Source organism: Brevibacterium sp. AGC70, assembly GCF_057334195.1.
Genome location: NZ_JBHFIH010000002.1, coordinates 105,222 through 123,192, shown reverse-complemented (window position 1 = coordinate 123,192; position 17,971 = coordinate 105,222). Strand labels below are relative to the sequence as shown.

17 protein-coding genes are annotated in these 17,971 nt (G+C 62.3%); 8 read left to right on the top strand and 9 right to left on the bottom strand.

What is annotated here, in order from left to right; all coding sequences use genetic code 11:
* Positions 1-17: 17 nt before the first annotated feature.
* Together ACE03M_RS02925 and ACE03M_RS02920 are read left to right on the top strand one after the other, a co-directional pair.
* Positions 18-689: a potassium channel family protein gene (locus ACE03M_RS02925; protein ID WP_143923750.1), complete on the top strand. Its 672-nt coding sequence runs from the start codon at positions 18-20 to the stop codon at positions 687-689.
* Positions 686-1,351 carry a potassium channel family protein gene (locus ACE03M_RS02920; protein ID WP_143923751.1) on the top strand — a complete coding sequence of 222 codons (666 nt, stop codon included), beginning with the start codon at positions 686-688 and terminating at the stop codon, positions 1,349-1,351. Before ACE03M_RS02925 ends, ACE03M_RS02920 begins: the two co-directional genes overlap by 4 nt.
* Before the next feature lie 42 nt (positions 1,352-1,393).
* On the opposite strand, the gene ACE03M_RS02915 is transcribed toward ACE03M_RS02920, so the two are convergent.
* Genes ACE03M_RS02915 through dut form a run of 3 tightly spaced genes read right to left on the bottom strand, consistent with a single transcriptional unit; the run spans position 1,394 to position 3,126 of the window.
* Positions 1,394-1,768, bottom strand: coding sequence for an OB-fold nucleic acid binding domain-containing protein (locus ACE03M_RS02915; RefSeq protein ID WP_485932708.1), 375 nt, complete (start codon positions 1,766-1,768; stop codon positions 1,394-1,396).
* Between the two features lie 5 nt (positions 1,769-1,773).
* Positions 1,774-2,646: a DUF3710 domain-containing protein gene (locus ACE03M_RS02910; protein ID WP_485932707.1), complete on the bottom strand. Its 873-nt coding sequence runs from the start codon at positions 2,644-2,646 to the stop codon at positions 1,774-1,776.
* A gap of 6 nt (positions 2,647-2,652) precedes the next feature.
* Positions 2,653-3,126: a dUTP diphosphatase gene (gene dut, locus ACE03M_RS02905; RefSeq protein ID WP_186293177.1), complete on the bottom strand. Its 474-nt coding sequence runs from the start codon at positions 3,124-3,126 to the stop codon at positions 2,653-2,655.
* A gap of 64 nt (positions 3,127-3,190) precedes the next feature.
* Here dut and ACE03M_RS02900 point away from each other — a divergent pair, with 64 nt between their 5' ends.
* The gene (locus ACE03M_RS02900) at positions 3,191-3,646 is read left to right on the top strand and encodes a DUF3093 domain-containing protein (RefSeq protein WP_485932706.1); all 456 of its coding nucleotides are present in this window, start codon (positions 3,191-3,193) and stop codon (positions 3,644-3,646) included.
* A 152-nt stretch (positions 3,647-3,798) separates the two neighbouring features.
* On the opposite strand, the gene ACE03M_RS02895 is transcribed toward ACE03M_RS02900, so the two are convergent.
* Positions 3,799-4,098 carry a DUF4193 domain-containing protein gene (locus tag ACE03M_RS02895; protein WP_092107696.1) on the bottom strand — a complete coding sequence of 100 codons (300 nt, stop codon included), beginning with the start codon at positions 4,096-4,098 and terminating at the stop codon, positions 3,799-3,801.
* A 286-nt stretch (positions 4,099-4,384) separates the two neighbouring features.
* On the opposite strand from ACE03M_RS02895, the gene ACE03M_RS02890 reads away from it, so the two are divergent.
* The gene (locus ACE03M_RS02890; protein WP_143923755.1) at positions 4,385-4,612 is read left to right on the top strand and encodes a hypothetical protein; all 228 of its coding nucleotides are present in this window, start codon (positions 4,385-4,387) and stop codon (positions 4,610-4,612) included.
* A gap of 112 nt (positions 4,613-4,724) precedes the next feature.
* Here the strand turns inward: ACE03M_RS02890 and ACE03M_RS02885 are convergent, their stop codons facing one another.
* Positions 4,725-5,831: a ferrochelatase gene (locus tag ACE03M_RS02885; RefSeq protein WP_485932705.1), complete on the bottom strand. Its 1,107-nt coding sequence runs from the start codon at positions 5,829-5,831 to the stop codon at positions 4,725-4,727.
* 247 nt (positions 5,832-6,078) lie between these two features.
* Here ACE03M_RS02885 and sepH point away from each other — a divergent pair, with 247 nt between their 5' ends.
* Entirely contained in the window at positions 6,079-7,167 is a 1,089-nt protein-coding gene (sepH, locus tag ACE03M_RS02880; protein WP_485932704.1) for a septation protein SepH, read from the top strand.
* On the opposite strand, the gene cydC is transcribed toward sepH, so the two are convergent.
* The 3 genes from cydC to ACE03M_RS02865 are packed head-to-tail and all read right to left on the bottom strand — an operon-like array spanning position 7,142 to position 13,251.
* A complete protein-coding gene (gene cydC / locus ACE03M_RS02875) occupies positions 7,142-10,654 on the bottom strand; it encodes a thiol reductant ABC exporter subunit CydC (RefSeq protein ID WP_485932703.1) in 3,513 nt (1,170 codons plus the stop codon). The two genes, sepH and cydC, sit on opposite strands and share 26 nt — an antisense overlap.
* On the bottom strand, positions 10,651-11,673 hold the full coding sequence (cydB, locus tag ACE03M_RS02870) for a cytochrome d ubiquinol oxidase subunit II (protein ID WP_485932702.1): 1,023 nt from the start codon (positions 11,671-11,673) through the stop codon (positions 10,651-10,653). Before cydB ends, cydC begins: the two co-directional genes overlap by 4 nt.
* Before the next feature lie 12 nt (positions 11,674-11,685).
* On the bottom strand, positions 11,686-13,251 hold the full coding sequence (locus ACE03M_RS02865; RefSeq protein ID WP_395949937.1) for a cytochrome ubiquinol oxidase subunit I: 1,566 nt from the start codon (positions 13,249-13,251) through the stop codon (positions 11,686-11,688).
* 296 nt (positions 13,252-13,547) lie between these two features.
* On the opposite strand from ACE03M_RS02865, the gene ACE03M_RS02860 reads away from it, so the two are divergent.
* Both ACE03M_RS02860 and ACE03M_RS02855 read left to right on the top strand, forming a co-directional pair.
* Positions 13,548-13,910, top strand: a complete 363-nt coding sequence (locus ACE03M_RS02860) for a BlaI/MecI/CopY family transcriptional regulator (RefSeq protein ID WP_143923761.1) — start codon at positions 13,548-13,550, stop codon at positions 13,908-13,910.
* 18 nt (positions 13,911-13,928) lie between these two features.
* A complete protein-coding gene (locus tag ACE03M_RS02855; RefSeq protein WP_143923762.1) occupies positions 13,929-14,822 on the top strand; it encodes a M56 family metallopeptidase in 894 nt (297 codons plus the stop codon).
* 19 nt (positions 14,823-14,841) lie between these two features.
* On the opposite strand, the gene ACE03M_RS02850 is transcribed toward ACE03M_RS02855, so the two are convergent.
* A complete protein-coding gene (locus ACE03M_RS02850; protein ID WP_485932701.1) occupies positions 14,842-16,953 on the bottom strand; it encodes a DNA gyrase/topoisomerase IV subunit B in 2,112 nt (703 codons plus the stop codon).
* Between the two features lie 253 nt (positions 16,954-17,206).
* Here ACE03M_RS02850 and ACE03M_RS02845 point away from each other — a divergent pair, with 253 nt between their 5' ends.
* Complete coding sequence (locus tag ACE03M_RS02845) at positions 17,207-17,905, top strand: N-acetylmuramoyl-L-alanine amidase (protein WP_485932700.1); 699 nt, start codon at positions 17,207-17,209, stop codon at positions 17,903-17,905.
* The last annotated feature ends 66 nt before the right edge of the window (positions 17,906-17,971 follow it).

Genomic DNA, 17,971 nt, shown 5'->3' with positions numbered 1-17,971 from the left:
TGCGGAGAGGATTACCCATGCACTTCGTGATTATGGGCTGCGGACGAGTCGGAGCGTCCTTGGCCAAAGCCCTCGATGCCAATGGGCACTCGGTGGCTGTAGTCGATCGCAACCCCGATGCGTTCCTCAAGCTCGGCAGGGAATTCAGCGGTTCCACCATCACCGGCATCGGGTTCGATCGTGAGACCCTTTCCCAGGCGAAGACTGCAGACGCCTACGCCTTCGCCGCCGTGTCCAGCGGAGACAATTCCAATATCCTTGCCGCGCGTGTCGCCCGGGAGACTTTCGGCGTGGTCAACGTCGCGGCCAGAATCTACGACCCCAACCGCGCCCAGGTGTTCGAACGACTGGGCATTCCGACCGTTCCCACAGTGAGGTGGACGGCCGACCAGGTGATGCGCAAGCTCGTTCCGCAGGGATCCATCACCGAATTCCGCGAGCCTTCAGGCAGGCTCGTACTCGCCGAAGTCCATCTCGATCCCGGCTGGGTGGCCAGGCCGATCAAGGAGATCGAGACCAGAACCAAGGCACGGGTCGCCTACGTCACCCGCCTGTCCGAGGGCATCCTCGCTCACGAGGATCTGCTCCTCCAGGACGGGGACCTGGTCCATCTGATGTGCCCGGTGGACCGCCTCGGCGAGATCGAGAAGATCCTGGACCAGCCGGTGCGAACAATGGAGGAAGAATGAGAGTCGTCATCGCAGGGGCCGGGTCCGTCGGTCGTTCAGTGGCTCGGGAGCTCATCGACAAGGAGCACGCCGTTCTGCTCATCGACCAGAGCAAGGAGGCTCTGGGCCATGAGCGCATACCGGGAGCCGAATGGCTGCTCTCGGATGCGTGCGAGCTGGCGGGATTGGGTGAGGCCAAACTTGAGGAGGCCGATGTCGTCGTGGCCGCGACGGGTGACGACAAGACCAATCTCGTTCTGTCCCTGCTGGCGAAGACGGAGTTCGGTGTGCCTCGCACCGTTTCGCGGGTGAACAACCCGAAGAACGAGTGGCTCTTCGACGAGAACTGGGGCGTCGACGTGGCAGTGTCGACACCACGACTGATGACCGCACTTGTCGAGGAGGCTGTCGAGGTCGGAGGCCTGGTGCATCTGATGAGCTTCGAACGCGGTCAGGCTGGTCTGATGGAGTTCACCGTTCATGAGTCGTCCGCGCTCGTCGCCTCACGGATCGGCGAAATCGCCTTCCCGCTGGACACGGTGCTCGTCGCGGTCATCCGCAACTCGCGGGCATTCGCGCCCAGCGCCGATGACGTGATCGAGGCCGGAGACGAGCTGTTCTTCCTCTCCTCACCGGATCAGGAAGGCGCGCTGCTCGAACTGCTGCAGGCTCCCGCTCGTTGAGCTCACTCGTGGTCGTCGCGGGTCACTCGAGGCCGGCTCAGCTCACTCGTGGTCGTCGCCGGTCTGAATCAGCTCGTAGACCGGGTTGTGGGACTTCAGCGCTCCGTCATGAGCACAGAAGCGTCCTTCGAGGACGATCAGTGCTCCTGGCCTGATGCCTCTGATCTCACGGCGGCCCAGGAACTGTGCGTGGACCTCTCCGGTCCCATCGGCAACTGTGATGTGCAGACGGGGGCTGTCGCCGCTGCATGACTGGGTCACTGCGCTGACGACACCGGCGATCCTCGACATCTTCCGAGGGGTCAGATCCTGCACGCTGATGACGCCGGGAATCTGGGATACCAGTCTCAGATCGGCCCGCGCCTCGGCGTCCCTGGAACCGAAGTCACGCACAAGGCGTGTGATGAGATCCAGCATGGAACTCAGCGGACCTCGGTGATTTCCGGACCGCGTTCGAACGGATTGAGCTCGTCCTTGTCCTCGTCCGTGGTCTCAGAATCTCCGTCGACCTGTGGCGCGGTGAGCACGATGAGCTCACGCGGAGCCATCGCCTCGTGTCCTCTGTCGACGACGACGCCGCGGAAGAGTGCGCTGAGTTCGGACCGAGTCTCTTCGTCGGTGACGGCCTTGCCGGAGAACACCGCGCGAACGAACCAGCGTGGACCGTCGACTCCTGCGAAGCGCATGGCACGCTTCCCCGGGCGACCGTCCTCGGTCTTGGCAGGAACCTCGACAGCAAGCTCCCTGCCCAGTGAGGTGTGCAGCTCCGAGGCTTCGCCGCCCTGTGAAGTCACTCCAGTCGCCAACTGTTTGCGAACGGTATTCCACAGTCCTTCCGAGCGTGGGGTCGCGAAGGCCTGCAGCTGGATTCCCCCGCCTTCATGGATGAGTGTCACTGCCAGCACTCGCTGGGAATCGTCGTCGGTATCCAAACGCACCTGCATGCCGTCGACGACCGGCACCTTGAGAGCACCCAGATCGAGCCGGTTGAGCTCAGGGAATTCCTCCGCCGCGTCGAACGGGCCCTTCTCGGAACGGTCGAAGGGAGCGGACTTCTCGAGCAGGGCCTCCTCGTCAAGTTCGTCGACGTCTTCGTCATCTGGCGGGCCATCAGAGTCGTCGTCAGCAGTCGAGCCTTCAGGCATGCTCGCATCGGACTCGTCCGAATCGCCTTCGGTTGAGTCCTCGGCATCGGTGTCATCTGTCACAACGTCGTCGACGTCATGTTCCTCATCGACGGTGTCGTCGATCTTCTCAGCGGAGGATTTCTTGGAGAATCGGGAGAACAGTCCCATGGTCGTTCACACCTCTTTCTCGGTCAGACCTGATTGCACTCCACCTGTGGAGCCGAAGCCCCCTGCCCCGCGATCGCTGTCGTCCAACGATTCGACCAGAGTGAAGTCTGCTTGTTTGATTTCTTGGATGACGAGCTGGGCGATGCGGTCTCCGCGCGAGATGCGCAGAGGCGTCCGCGCATCGAGGTTGATCAGAGGCACCTTGATCTCACCCCGATAGCCGGCGTCGATCGTGCCCGGAGCATTGATGACGGTGACTCCGTGTTTACTCGAGAGTCCCGATCGCGGATGGACGAATCCTGCGCAGCCGACCGGCAGGGCAATCGCGATCCCGGTGGGCACGACCTTCCGTTCGAACGGTTCGAGGACGAAGTCGATCGCCGAGCACAGGTCGGCGCCCGCATCGGTCGCGTGCGCGTAGGAGGGAGGAGTCATACCTGCATCAAGCAGTTTGAGGTCAATCTTCAGGATTTCTGCCACAAAGATGCACTCTAACGCCGAAGCCTGAGCGCTTCCAAAAAGTCCGTTATGGGAGAATGGCCTCATGGCAACGACTCAACCCGAAACACGCGTGGTCTACACGGAGAAACTCGGCCCCTCCATCGGCATGTGGATTCTCATTGTGATCGCGGCGGCTTCGACCGCCCTTATGGTCCTCCCTGTGTGGACGGCCGGCACCATCATCCTCCCGGTTGTCAGCTTCGTCCTGTTGGCATGGTGGCTGCGTTCGCTCGGAATCTCAATCATCGTCACCGAACGACAGCTCTTCGTCGGTGATGCGCATATCGATCGCCGATACATCACCGATGCCACCGGCTACGACGGCGAAGATGCACGGACTGCCCGAGGGACTGGTCTCGACGCTCGGGCGTTCCTCATGCTGCGTCCCTGGGCTAAGTCTGCTGTGCGGATCGACATTCAAGATGAGAGCGACCCGACCCCCTACTGGCTGGTTTCGAGCAAACGTCCGCTAGAGCTCGCCGCGGCTCTCAAACCCTGACATTCGCGCCAGCCCTCACACTCACGCGTTATGCAATTTTCTCGACGGAGGAGCTCACGCAACTAAGGAGCTGACGCACCGGGACTGAAACGAGCCGAGACACAGAAACGCGCCCCGACAAGGGCGCGTTCTTGTATCGTTCGGCAGTCGCTTCAGCCAGCACAGTCCGTGCAGATCGGGACTCCACCCTCTTCGCTCGCCAGCTGCGAACGATGGCGAACCAGGAAGCATTCCATGCAGGTGAACTCGTCATTCTGCTTGGGCAGCACTCGAACGGAGAGCTCTTCGTTCGACAGGTCTGCGCCGGGCAGTTCGAACCCTTCGGCAACTGCTGTCTCATCTTCGTCAATCTTGCTTGCCTGCGCCTGCGAGCGTGAAGCCTTCAGCTGTTCAATCGAATCGCTTTTGATTTCATCGTCTTGCTTACGAGGTGCGTCGTAATCCGTTGCCATATGGCTCATCGCTCTCTGTCGGGTGTGCTGAAGAGGGTTTTCAACCCCTCTCGCCAAACGTGTCCCCAGCATTGTGCACTGTATGCTTGCGGTTGGCAAGATCAGATCGTCCATGTTCACAGTGATTCTCATCACTGATGAGTCGCTTCGTGACGGTTCGCACATACGACTCTCGAAAAGCTCTGCGAGAATACATAAGTCGAATAGCGCCGATAGCATCTTTTCGGCGAATGAAACTGGGTTCGTCCCATGCGTGGGAGACGGCCCGAGGAAGGACGGATACACGATGAGTGAATTCGCAAATCAACTCGATACCAGGATCGACGATGTCCGTCATCGCATTCATGAAGCCCGGTCAGCGGGGGACGACTACCTCGTCGAGACCCTTATCGACGACCTGCAGAATCTCTTGGAGCTGGCCGATCGCAACGATGTCGACACCGGTCCGATCGCGGCGGTCATCACAGCAGAGACCGGTGCGATACCGGTCGTTCCCGCACCTGAAGAGTCCTGACTCCTCGGGACGACCGACACCGAGAATCCCTCCCCTGCGCAACTTGCAGAGGAGGGATTTCCGTTGTCTGAGGAGCGCTCTGGTTCCCGAAGAGCGCTCGGGATACTTGAGCTCAGGCTGGCCAGTTGGGCTCGGTAGCCCGTTCGATGCGTCCGCGGCAGCATTCGATGCTGCACGCACCGCTGCCGGGGACCAGCGCCGTGGAGCCGGTGATAGTCGGCGAAGCCGTCTGTTCGCCGCGCAGCTGTGCGATTCTCTCCTCGACCAGATCGACGAGCCCCGAAACGAACAGGGGGTGCGTCCCGACTGTCGCTGAACGGGTGAAGGCGAAGCCGAGTTCGGCCGCCGTCTCCTTTGCTTCGGTGTCGAGGTCGAAGGCGACCTCCATGTGATCGGAGATGAACCCGATCGGCACGAGAATGACTCCGGTGACACCGTCTGCGGCGAGTTCCGTCATTCGATCGTTGACATCAGGTTCGAGCCATGGAACCTCTGGAGAGCCCGAGCGGGAGCAGTACACCAGCTCTGCCGGAAGCGCTTCGGCCGCAGGCAGCCCATCCACGAGGTGGGCAATGAGCTCTTCGTGCTGTGCGCGATAGCCGCTGGTCGCCACGGCCGAAGCGTCCTGCATGACGTTGGGGATCGAATGTGTGACGAAGAGAATTCGATGCTTCGACGCATCAAGGGCACCGACCTGCTTCGTGAAGTCGGCAATGCCCTCTCTCAGGAGGATTGCACACGCCTCTGCGTAGCCGGGGTGGTTGTAGAACTGCCGGATCTTATCGATCGTGACGTTCGCACCCTCCGCCGACAACTCCTCGATCGTCTTGGCGAAGTCCTCACGGTATTGACGGCAGGAGGAATACGACGAGTACGCCGAGGTGTCGATGGACAGGAATCGAGTTCGCCCAGCCTGCGCCTCGGCGCGCACCTCGTCGGTCAGGTACGGTTCCCAATTGCGGTTGCCCCAGATGAGAGGAATGCCGATGCCTCGACGCTCGAGCTCCTCGCGCAGAGCTTGCAGAAGTGCCTTGTTCTGATCATTGATGGGCGACTTTCCACCGAAACCGTAATAGTGCTCACCGACTTCTTCGAGTCGCTCCTCCGGTATTCCACGACCGGCGGTGACGTTTTTGAGGAACGGGACGACTTCTTCTGGCGCCTCCGGTCCCCCGAATGACATGAGGACGAGAGCGTCAATGGGTTCAGTGTTGTTCACAGTCACCGATTTTACAGCCTGTAGAGTTTCCGCGCCCGCTGTCCGCACAGTGAGTCAATTCCACTCAGCGTTCAGACCGACTGCCGCCGTCCAGTCCAGGTGCCCACCGAACCGACCCCACCGCTGACCGCACCGACCGACTGTTGACCTGTCAGAGCGGCCATTTCGCGACTCGCGCGCAAATCTGCCCAATGCGCGGCCCCGGACGTGACACGATGCAGGGAGACGCGATAAAGGAGCTTAAGGCATGCGTGAACTGATCTTGAACGGAGTCGACGCCGACGGCACTCATCTGCTGCTGAACGACGAAAACGGGCTGCAGTATCGATTGGCTCTCGACGAAGCTCTGTACGCCGCTGTCCGCAAGGACCGCACCACAGTCAAGCCCGAGACCCCTGTGCGCCCTCGCGACATCCAAGCGATGATCCGGGGCGGGATGAGCGCGGAGGAAGTCATTGCTTCCACGGGTGCCGATATCGAACAGGTCCGCACCTACGAGCGCCCTGCTCTTGCCGAACGCGCACACACCGCGTATACGGCCAGTCAGCATCCGATCTATTCCGATCATGACCCCAACGGCGACCCGACTCCCTTGGTGGAGCTGTGTCAGACCCGTCTGGCGATGCGCGACGTCGACATCGAGACGATGGACTGGGATGCGTGGAAGCAGCAGGACGGCAACTGGTACATCCAGCTCAGCTTCACCGCCGCGGATCGGACCCGCACTGCCGGATGGAGCTACTACCGCCGGTCGCTGACCCCCATCGATGACGAAGCGAAATGGCTCGCCGATTCGGGACCCACGGACACAGGACCGATTCCGAACTACGGAACCGGGGCCGAACGTCAGAAGAACACCGAGGAGATCGAAACCCCGATTGCTCCCCCAGCTCCGAACGATTCGACTCCGGCCGCCCGGGACCACCAGGCGGAGACCGGACGGATCTTGGAGAATCTGCGCAAGCGTCGTCGCCATGAGGACGAGGACGAACCACGTGGCAGACTTCGCGCAGTCACCGAGGACCCGGAAACGCATCCTCAAGGTGCGCACACCGCGCCAGGACGGCCCGCAGACGCCACCGATGACGAAGTCTTCGCATTCGAGGACCCGGCAGCTGCCGATCCGACGGCCCTCGACCCGGACGAACCTCAGGAGCCGACCCAGGAGGTCGGCAGATTCGACGACGACAATCAGCTGTCCCTGCTCAACGAGCCGGGGGTCAGCGAAGATTCGAATCAGTTCAAGGACACAGAGTCGAAGGCGAAGGCGAAGAAGAACAGTCGCGCATCCATCCCCAGCTGGGACGAGATCATGTTCGGCTCGAAGCGCGACTGAGTTCGCCTCCCAGCTCGACCAGTCGATCGCTGTCTGCGATCAGACTGCGGTCGTGAGTGACCATCACAACGGCGTGTGAGTCCAGACTATCCCGCAGATCACTCACCAGCCGGTGAGCCATCTCATCATCCAGATGTGCTGTCGGCTCGTCGAGTACGAGCACTTCGGCTCCGCTCAGAAGCGTCCGGGCCACAGCCAGGCGCTGACGCTGGCCCCCGGAGATCTCAGCTCCGTGATCGCCGACCCAGAGGTCGAGTCCGGCCGGATCGGCCCATTCGCCCAAGCCCGCGCTGGTCAGAGCCGCGCACATCTCCTCACTGCTGGGTGTGTCTCTGCGCGCGATCGCCAGATTGCCCCTCACCGTCGACCGGAACACATGCGCCTCCTGCGGGCACCACGCGATTCGGCCGGCGAGGTCCTCCGGCGCCAGACCGAGCACGTCCGTCTCGCGTCCTGCATCGTCTTCTGCCCGATAGGAGCCGAACCACGGGTCGAGGAAACGCAGCAGCACACTCAGCGTCGTCGTCTTTCCGGTGCCGCTGTCGCCGTGCAGGACGGTCCACCTGCCCTTCTGAGCTCGCAGATCCACATCGGCGACTACTGGACCGTCGTCCCACCCGACGCTCATATCCTTGAGCTCGAGGACAGTGAACGTTTGCGCGTCGGAGACCTTGCCCCTGTGATTATGGGTCGAGGGACTGGACTGGGCAGGTGACAGTGCAGGGATGCGGTCGAGGACAGCACCGAGGGTCGGCAGCGCACGGTATGCGAGCAGTGACTGTGAGAAGACATCTGCAGAGCCCAGTGCAATGAGAACGACTACTGCCCGGATCTCGGTCGGTGCCGACGACGACATCGCGATGAGCACAGCAGCGCCCACCGTACTCAGCTGCAGCCAGAGCTGCGCCAGACCGAAGCGGTTCGAGGAGCGACGCTGGACACGCTGCAGCTCCTGCTCTTCGCGAGCGAGCACTGTCAGCACAGTGGCGTCTGCTCGATTCGTGCGCAGATCCGTTTTGGCGTTCAACGCCCGAGCCAGGACGGAGAGTATCCGGCTGCGGAGCTTTCGGACTCGGCCAGCGAGGCCGCTTTCACTCCAGATCACTGCTGCTGGCACCACGACCAGGTTGATCGCTCCGAGCGCCAGGAACACCGGCAGCGTCGCCGGGTCAAGCGCCCAGGCCGCGATGAGCACGGCGAGAAAGACCAACGACGAGGCGACAGGCGGGAACAGAGTCCGCGGAATCAGGTCCCGAACATCATCGGCATCGGAGACCATGGTGCGCAGCGCGGCATCAGAGGTCAGCAGCTTCCGATCTCCCATGCCGACTGCTTCGAAGTGCTCCCAAAGACGAGAGCGCAGTCTGCCCAACGAAGCGAAGATCGCCGAGTGCAGTTTGAGCCGACTGAGGTAGAGAAGCACTGATCGGCTCAGCCCGAAGAACCGCACGCCGACGATGGCGACCATGAGAATCATGATGGGAGGCTGGTATGACGCTTCGACGATGAGCCAAGCGGAGACTGCAGTCAGCGCGATTGCCGCCAAGCTGGAGGCGCAGGACGAGATCAGAGCAATGATCATGTTCGGGGTGAAGAGAGGCATGCTCGACCGCAGGAGCGACCATCGCCGACGAAGAGCCGCTCCTCGACCTTCTTGTGCCCAGCTGTGGTCCTCGCCCACTGCATCCGCGTTCTGCGTTCTGCCAGCCGCTGCGGAATCGGAGGGCATCGCAGGCTCGGTGAGCCTCGTTGGGGCAGTGCGTACAACCGGGGCGGCGAGTGTTGCCGAGTCGGCGTGCGAGGCCGCTGGGACATGATTCCGCGGATCGGATTCCGGATCTGCGCACTGGTCGGCATCCCGATCAGCTTCCTGTGCGCGCGCCCGTGCTGACCGTGCTGCGGGCGTGCCCGGGATGGGTTTCCTGGGAATAATCTCGTCGTCGGCGAGTGCGACGACCCGGTCGTCATGGCTGGCCAGGATGACTCGCACACGAACTGCCGCCTCGGCGATCATGTCGATGATGATCTGCGCGTTGTCATCATCGAGGTGAGCAGTCGGTTCGTCAAGGACGAGGGTCTCCGCGTCGCCGTCAATCAGGTGGACCACTCGGACGAAGGCGAGTCGACGAAGTTGGCCAGGGCTCAGAGCAGATGTCGACAGAGTCGGATCCTCAGGCAGACGGGCTCTGCGCAGTGCAGTCCCCTGTTGTGAGTGTGGGAGACCGTAGACCTCGAGCTCGGCGCCGCTCGTCGCACCGAAGATGCGTGGGGCCTGCGGCAGAAAGGCGACTCGGCGCGGTCTCATCGTGGTTCTCGCCTGTGCAGGCAGATGACCGGACAGGGCTGCCAGAATCGTCGACTTTCCTGCGCCCGAAGCTCCTCGAACCGCAGTGATGCCGGGAGAGGTCGGGAAGTCGCCGTTCCACTCGACCGTCGTTCCGTTCGGGTAGACGACGCGGTGTCGGGCGCCAGCATCTGCATCACTGGCAGCACCGACACCGGCTGCAGTGGAACCTGCCGCACCGACACCAGACATATTGTCGCCGTCGGGCCCTTCCGGTGTCGCACTGTCGGTCCTTGCAATCAGCGCGTGGGCACGATCCTGTGCCTCGCGGCCGTTCTCGCTGGCGTGGTATCCGGCGCCGAGTTCGCGCAGCGGAGTGAAGCACTCGGGAGCCAGGAGCAGGACGAAGAGGCCGGAGCTCAGGTCCATGGTTCCGGAGACGAGGCGCAGCCCGATGACGACGGCGACGAGAGCCACAGAGATCGTGGCGATGAGTTCGAGGGCGAGGCTCGAGAGGAACGCGATACGCAGCGTGGCGAGGTTCGCGCTGTGGTACTTCTCCCCTAAAGCATGCAGGGTGCGCGCGTGGTCCCTGGACCGCCCGAGCCCGATGAGCACGGGCAGGCCTTCGGCCAGCTCGGCGAGGTGGTCGGACAGACGTTCGAGTGCTGTGGTGCTGGCAGCTGTCGAAGCCTCCGTGAACCGGCCGATGAGGATCATGAAGACCGGCACCAATGGCAGGCACAGCGCGATGATGACCGCCGAGAGGACATCGGTGAAGACGATCCGTATCAGCAGCGTCAGCGGCACCACCGCTGCGGCGCTCAATGCCGGCACTACGGTCGTGAAGTAGTCGTCGAGGTCGTCGATGCCGCGCGTGACGGTGACTGCCGTGTTCATTCGCGGCTGCCCGCGCCCGGCGAGGAGTGATCGCAGGATCGAGAACCTCAGCCGCTGCTTGTTCGCAGCAGCCAGAGACGTCCCCAAACTATGATCCGTCCAGAGGCTCGCACCTCGCAGAGCCGCTCCCAGGAGCCCCAGCACCGCCAAGACTGCGACGGGGCTTGACCCGATGATCGATCGCACCAGAGCCTCGGCGATGAGCACGATGCCCACAGCCCGAGCCAGGGCGCTGAACAGGGAGAGGCAGAATCCGCGCTGACCGCCCGGCAGGTCGAGCAGAATCCGCAGTGGGGATCTCATGACCTGATCGCCACCGGCACACGGTGCGCTTCGGGGATGTGGGTCTCGGCGATACGGCCCAGGAACATGCGATAGCTGAAGATCTGGTAGCCGATGATGATCGGCAGGCAGATCACGGTCACGACCAGCATCACCGTGAGCGTGTAGTCCGATGAGGACGCCGAGGCGATTGTCAGCGAGTTCGCGGAGTCCGATGTGGAGGGCAGCACGTTGGGATGGGCCCCGGCGAACACAGCGAAGAGTCCGAACACGAGGTAGAGCCCGTGCAGAGCGAAGGCTGCCTTCTCCGCCCCGGACCGCACAGCGAAGTACGTCGCTCCCAGCGCGATCACCGCTGCGAGGACCACAGCAATGAGCCATGGGCGCTGGGTGATGGAGAGACCGAACCAGATGAGGAAGCCGATCGAGCACGGCAGCAGCATCCTCCGCGCCCACCGCTGAGCCTTGTCTCGGATGTCGCCCTGCGTCTTCAGACCCAGGAAGATGAGGCCGTGGACGAGGGCGAAGCCGACTCCGCCCACACCGCCGAAGACGGCGGGCCACCCCATCCAGGCGAATGCTCCGCCGACGATGTCACCGTTGCCATTCAGAGGCAGCCCGATGGAGGTGATGGCGAGCATGGCGCCGATGAAGAATGCGATTCCACCCGACCCCACGGCCATCGCCCAGGTCCAGAAGGACTTCCATGCCCGGCTGTGTCCTTTGCCGCGATATTCGATGGCGACGGCGCGGAAGATCAATGCCAGCAGGCACAACGTCAGCGGTATGTAGAGGGCGCTGAACAGGGAGGCATACCAATGTGGGAAGGCTGCGAACGTGGCCCCGGCCGCGGTGACCAGCCACACTTCGTTGCCATCCCATGTCGGCCCGATCGTGTTGAGCAGCACCCGCTTCTGCCGTTCTGTACGGCTCAGCACCGGCATCAGCATGCCGACGCCGAGGTCGAAGCCGTCGAGGAACAGGTACCCCATCCACAGGACGATGATGAGGACGAACCAGATCGTGGCGAGAATTTCCATCGTGTCTTCTCCTCAGTACGCGAACGACAGGACGTCGTCTTCGTCGTTCGTGATCCGCGGGGTGTGGTTGGTCTTCGTGACCTCAGGCATCGCCGAGGCGACCCCTCCCCTGATGTAGACGATGAGCAGCCGCAGTTCGACCACCATCAGAACGCCGTAGACGAGGCTGAGGCTGATCAAGGAGAACAGCAGCATCGCCGGCGTGAGTTGGGGCGACAGTGCAGCCTGGGTGAACATGTACACAGCGTCTTGTCGTGCGGGATTCGGCGCGACCACGAACGGCTGACGTCCCATCTCCGTGAAGATCCAACCGGCAGAGTTCGCGATGAAGGGTGCTGTGATGGACAGGAGCGCCGCACGCATCAGCCAGGCCGAGGCGGGGACGGTGCCCTTGCGCGTCAGCCACAGCGCCAGGGCGCTGACTCCCGCTGCGATCATGCCGAATCCGATCATGAGACGAAAGCCCCAGTAGGTGACGATCATGATGGGCTGGTAGTCGATCTTCTCGCCGGAGTGCTGGCCGTAGCGTTCATCCTCGGGAAGATGGGTGCCGTACTTCTCCTGGTAGTCAGGAAGCAGAGTCGTCACACCGTGGACCGGGGTGTCGAAGTCGCCGTTGGCGAGGAAGGACAACAGACCGGGGATCTCGAACACGTTCTCAACACCATCACAGTCGTTCGAGGAGGGGTCTCCGATCGTGAGCACCGAGAACTCCGTTCCATCGTGGCAGGCAGCCTCAGCCGAGGCCATCTTCATGGGCTGTTGTTCGAACATGAGCTTTGACTGGATGTCGCCGGTGATCGCCACACCGGCGAAGGCGACGATGCCGACGACCGCGCCGATCCGCAGAGAACGGATCCAGACCTGGTGATCGATGGCATCTCGTCCGGGCACATCGGGAGCGGAGCCGACGACGACCTTTCCGTCGGCTCCGATGGTGTCAATTCCGTCTTTGCGCCGGCGGTACAGGTGATACCAGGAGATTCCGAGCAGGAAGCTGCCGCCGACGGCCAGCGCCCCGCACAGCGCGTGGGTGTAGGCGGCGATCGCCGTGTTGTTCGTCAGCACTGCCCAGACATCGGTCATCACCGGTCTGCCGTCGACCATTTCGACCCCGACCGGATGCTGCATCCACGAGTTCGCGACGATGATGAAGTAGGCGGAGATCCATGACCCGATGACCGCACACCAGAGGCTGCCCAGATGAACAGCACGAGGGATTCTGCCCCAGCCGAAGATCCAGAGCCCAAGGAATGTCGACTCCAGGAAGAACGCGAGCAGCGCTTCCAGCGCGAGCGGCGCACCGAAGACGTCCCCGACGAAACGGGAATACTCGCTCCAGGCCATACCGAACTGAAACTCTTGGACCAGGCCGGTCGCCACACCCATGATGAAGTTGATGAGGAAGAGCTTCCCGAAGAACTTGGTGCTGCGCAGGTACATCTCATTGCCCGTGCGGTGGTACATGGTCTGCAGAATCGCGACCAGCATGCCGAGGCCGAGGGTGAGTGGGACCATCCAGAAGTGATAGACGGTGGTGATGCCGAATTGCCAGCGCCCGATGAGAACCGGATCCAGGTCCATGGGTACTCCGTTCGTGGAAGACCAAGTTTCTACAACACGTAGAATTCTACAGTGCGTAGAAGCTATCGCGGCAACATTCCGCCATCTAAGATCTGCCGTCCCAGAACGTGCGTCAGTGCCGGTTTGAGTTCACCCCATTCCCCCGAGATGTGCAGGACCCCGATTCGACCGAACAGCGCACCAGCAACGGCGACGAAGCGAATTGCAGTCGATCTCACATGGAATTCGACAGCTTGTAGAGTTAGACTGAACTGGCAACAAGGACCATCACCTCGAAGGACAAGGACACCGTGGGAACACTGGGCGAACTCGAACGCAGCGTCATGGACGCCATCTGGGTACATGATGATGGGTTGAGCGCGGCCGAACTCCGCGACGTGCTGGCAGCACGCGATCTGGCACTGACCACCGTCCACACCGTCCTCACCCGGCTGGAGAAGAAGGGGTTCGTCACTCGCGACCGCAGCATCCGTCCGCATCGCTACCTCGCAGTTTCGACGCGGGAAGACCATGTTGCAGAGTTGATGACCGAAGTCCTGTCACAGGCCCCGGATCGCCAGGCCGTTCTTGCCCGATTCCTCGGCACCGTATCGGAGGCCGACACTAAGGCCCTGCGCAAGATGCTGGGACGCAATCACTCGACCAACTCCTGACGCAGGTCGTTCCCGAGCATGAGCGTCGTGGGATCCGTCCTCGCGGTACTTGCATTTCTCTTAGCGTGGCCGGTTCCGGCCGCGCTCTCCCGTTTTCGGGGAGATCCCATCTCGCAGGTCATTCTGTGGCAGGCCGTCGGCCTCTCCGGTGGCCTCTCACTTATCGGCACAGCACTGGCTTTTGCCGTTGCTCCGACTTCGCACAGTCTGCCTGAGGGACTCTGGCAGCTCGCCAGAGGACAGTCGCACGCTCATCTCACGGTCTTCGCCTGGATTTTCCTCATCATCGCAATGGCACTCATCGCCCGACTGCTGGGTTGTCTTGCCCTGACGTTCTACTCCGCGCGCAGAACTCGCATTCGCCATGATGAGATTCTGCATCTGCTCAGCGAACCATCCGCGACGTACCCTGATACGCGGATCATCACGACCGACGAAGCTGTCGCCTATTGCCTGCCACAGGGGCCGCGCAAAGGAACTGCAGTGCTCTCAACAGGACTGCTCGAAGTCCTCGGCGAGGACGAGCGCACAGCCGTCATCGCACATGAGAGAGCCCATCTGGACTTCCGCCACGACGTGCTGGTGATTCCCTTCGCCGCGTGGCACCGTGCTCTGCCGTTCTTCTCGGCTACCGCGATCGGCCTCAACTCAGTCAATGGTCTGATTGAACTCATGGCCGATGACCAGGCTCGCGAGCACGTCGACCCGGCGATTCTGGCGAAGGCAGTGCGAGAAGCGGCGGGCATCAGCCCAGAGCATCGCAGCGATCTCTCGACTCAGCGGATCGACCGTCTGTCCCGGCCTCTTGACCCTGCACGGGTACCGGTGCGCGTGACGTCGACGCTTGTGGCGCTGGGCCTGCTGCTGGTCCCCAGCTTGTTGCTCTTCGCCCCCGTCGCTCCCGGATTCTGACCCCTCGCGTCGCCCCGGCTCAGCTGTCGATGCGTTCAGCGTCGAGAACAGCGGCTCCCGAGACGATGAACTCTTTTCGCGGTCCGACAGATGACCCCATCAGAAGCTCGAAGGTGTTCTCTGCTGCCTCGGCGTCGGCCATGGTCACTCGGCGCAGTGTGCGCATGCTCGGATCCATCGTCGTCTCCGCCAGCTGGTCGGCATCCATCTCACCCAGTCCCTTGTAGCGCTGGATGGGTTCCTTGTATGCCTTCTTCGACTTCTCCAGCTTCTTCAGCAGAGCATGGAGTTCTGCCTCGCTGTAGGTGTAGATGACGTCGTTGGGCGTCCCGCGCTTCGTGACCACCTCCACACGGTGCAGGGGCGGCACAGCCGCGAACACTCGACCCTGTTCGACCAGTGGCTTCATATAGCGGAAGAACAGGGTCAGCAGCAGGGTCCGAATGTGAGCACCGTCGACGTCGGCGTCGGTCATGATGATGACACGTCCGTAGCGGGCCGCGTCAATGTCGAAGCTGCGGCCGGATCCGGCCCCGATGACCTGGATCAGTGCAGCACATTCGACGTTGGCCAACATGTCCGACAACGATGCCTTCTGCACGTTGAGGATCTTGCCGCGGATGGGAAACAGTGCCTGGTGGTCGGAGTTGCGAGCGGCTTTCGCCGTTCCCATCGCCGAGTCGCCCTCAACGATGAACAGCTCTGTGTTCTCCACTCCGTTGTCACGGCAGTCGTAGAGTTTGGCTGGCAGGGAGGATGCCTCGAGCGCCGTTTTGCGCCGCTGGTTCTCCTTGTGCGTGCGAGCCGAGATGCGCGACTTGAGCTCCGCGACGACCTTCTCCATGAGGACCGCGGCCTGCTGCTTCTCTGCGCGCTTGGTCGAGGACAGGATGTCGCCCAGTTGCTTCTCGACCGTCTTCGCAACGATCTGCCTGACCGCGGCCGTACCCAGAACTTCCTTAGTCTGCCCCTCGAACTGCGGCTCGGCCAACTGCACCGTGACCACCGCTGTCAGGCCTGCCAGCACGTCGTCCTTCTCGAGTTTGTCCTTGCCCAGTTTGAGCTTGCGGGCGTTGGCCTCGACAGCCTTGCGCATGGCCTTGAGGCTGGCCTGCTCGAAACCTGCCAGGTGGGTTCCGCCGTGCGGAGTGGACACCACGTTGACGAAGGACTTGACCTTCGTGTCGTAGCCGGTCCCCCACCTCAAGGCGATATCGACGCCCACTTCGCGCTCGACCTCTTTCGAGACCAGGTGACCCGAGGAGTCGAGTACTGGGACTGTCTCGCTGAATTTTCCGGTGTCCTGCAGACGCCAGGTGTCCGTCATCGGCGGGTCGATCGACAGATGGTCGACGAATTCGGTGATGCCGCCGTCGAAGCGGAAGACCTCGAGGCGTTCGGCGATGACCCCTCCGGTCTCGTCGCGGGCGACTCCACGGCGGTCTTCGATGCGCAGTTCGAGCCCGGGGACGAGGAATGCCGTCTGGCGTGCACGCTCGACGAGGTGCTGGTAGTCGAACTGGGCTTTGGTCAGGAATATCTGCGGGTCAGCCCAGTACTGGACTCGCGTGCCCGTGACTCCCTTCTTCGCCTTGCGGACGACATCGAGCCCGGTCGGCTCCTGGAACTCCTCGAATGGGTTGTCAGGACCGGGCTGTCCGGAGGAATCGTCGAAGCGCCCCGGCACACCTCTGTGGAAGGACATCTTGTGAACCTTCGACCCACGTGTGACTTCGACATCGAGCCGAGCAGAGAGTGCATTGACGACGGAGGCGCCGACGCCGTGCAGACCGCCGGACGCGGCATAGGAACTGCCGCCGAACTTGCCTCCGGCATGGAGCTTGGTCAGAACCACCTCGACGCCGGTCAGTCCCGTCTTGGGCTCGATGTCCACGGGGATGCCTCGGCCGCTGTCCGTGACCGCCACTGAGCCGTCCGGTTCGAGTTCTATGAGGATCGACTTGCCGAAGCCGCCCAGAGCCTCGTCGACGGCATTGTCGATGATCTCCCACAGGCAGTGCATCAGCCCACGGGAATCAGTGGTCCCGATGTACATACCCGGACGCTTGCGAACCGCTTCGAGACCCGACAACACTGACAGATGCCTGGCGCCGTAACTTTCCTCTTCCACACGTTTCCTCTCGTTCGATTAAATTCTAATCCCTCAACCGGCTCTGTCTCTGCCATTGCGGTCCGTGTCTCGTGTCGATTCCGCCGAAACCACCTGTTGCCGACATCTTTCCTGGAACAATGGCACTATGTCACCTCGTCGCAGTGCCCTGGCCCCACTCTTGTGCGTGGTTCTCACCTTGCCGGGCCTCACGGGGTGCAATGCGAGCCCGCCGTCGCAACCCGCTGCGTCCACACCGGCAGAGCCCGAGGCAATGTCGAGTTCGACGAGCCCCGCCGCGCAGGATACCCCAACAACGGATCCTGCGGTCGACCTCAGCGGTCGCACGATCGCCATTGACCCTGGTCACAACGGAGGCAACGCCTCACACCCGAACAAGATCGCCCGCCCAGTTCCGGATGGACGAGGTGGGACCAAAGCATGCAACACCACCGGAACCGCGACGGATACCGATTATCCCGAGACCGATTTCAACTGGGGCGTTGCACAGAAGCTCGAACGGGAACTCGAAGACGCGGGGGCCGAAGTGGTCATGAGTCGCGACGACAACACGGGTGTGGGCCCCTGCGTCGACGAGCGCGGCACGTTCGCGGATGACGCAGACCTCATGGTCAGCATCCACGCCAACGGCAGCGAATCGGCCACGCCCAAGGGCTTTCATGTCATCGTCGCGGAACCGGGCAGCTCCGAAGCTGTCGAAGACGACTCGAACCGCCTCGCCGATGCTATGAGTAAGGCATTGGCTGATCCGTTCACCCCCAACAGCGCCTACGGGAAGAACGCCATCAGTCGGCGCCCCGACCTGGCAGGACTCAACAACGCCTCGGTTCCTGCCGTCATCGTCGAATGCGGTGAGATGCGCAATCCCGACGAAGCCGAGACCATGGAATCGAAGTCCGGTCAGCAGAAGTATGCCGAGGCTCTGATGCAGGGCATCGTCGACTGGTACTGAACGGGCAGCGATCGAACCTGAACGACCCCGTCTGAGCAGGTCCTGCAACAGACAGATCGCCGGGGG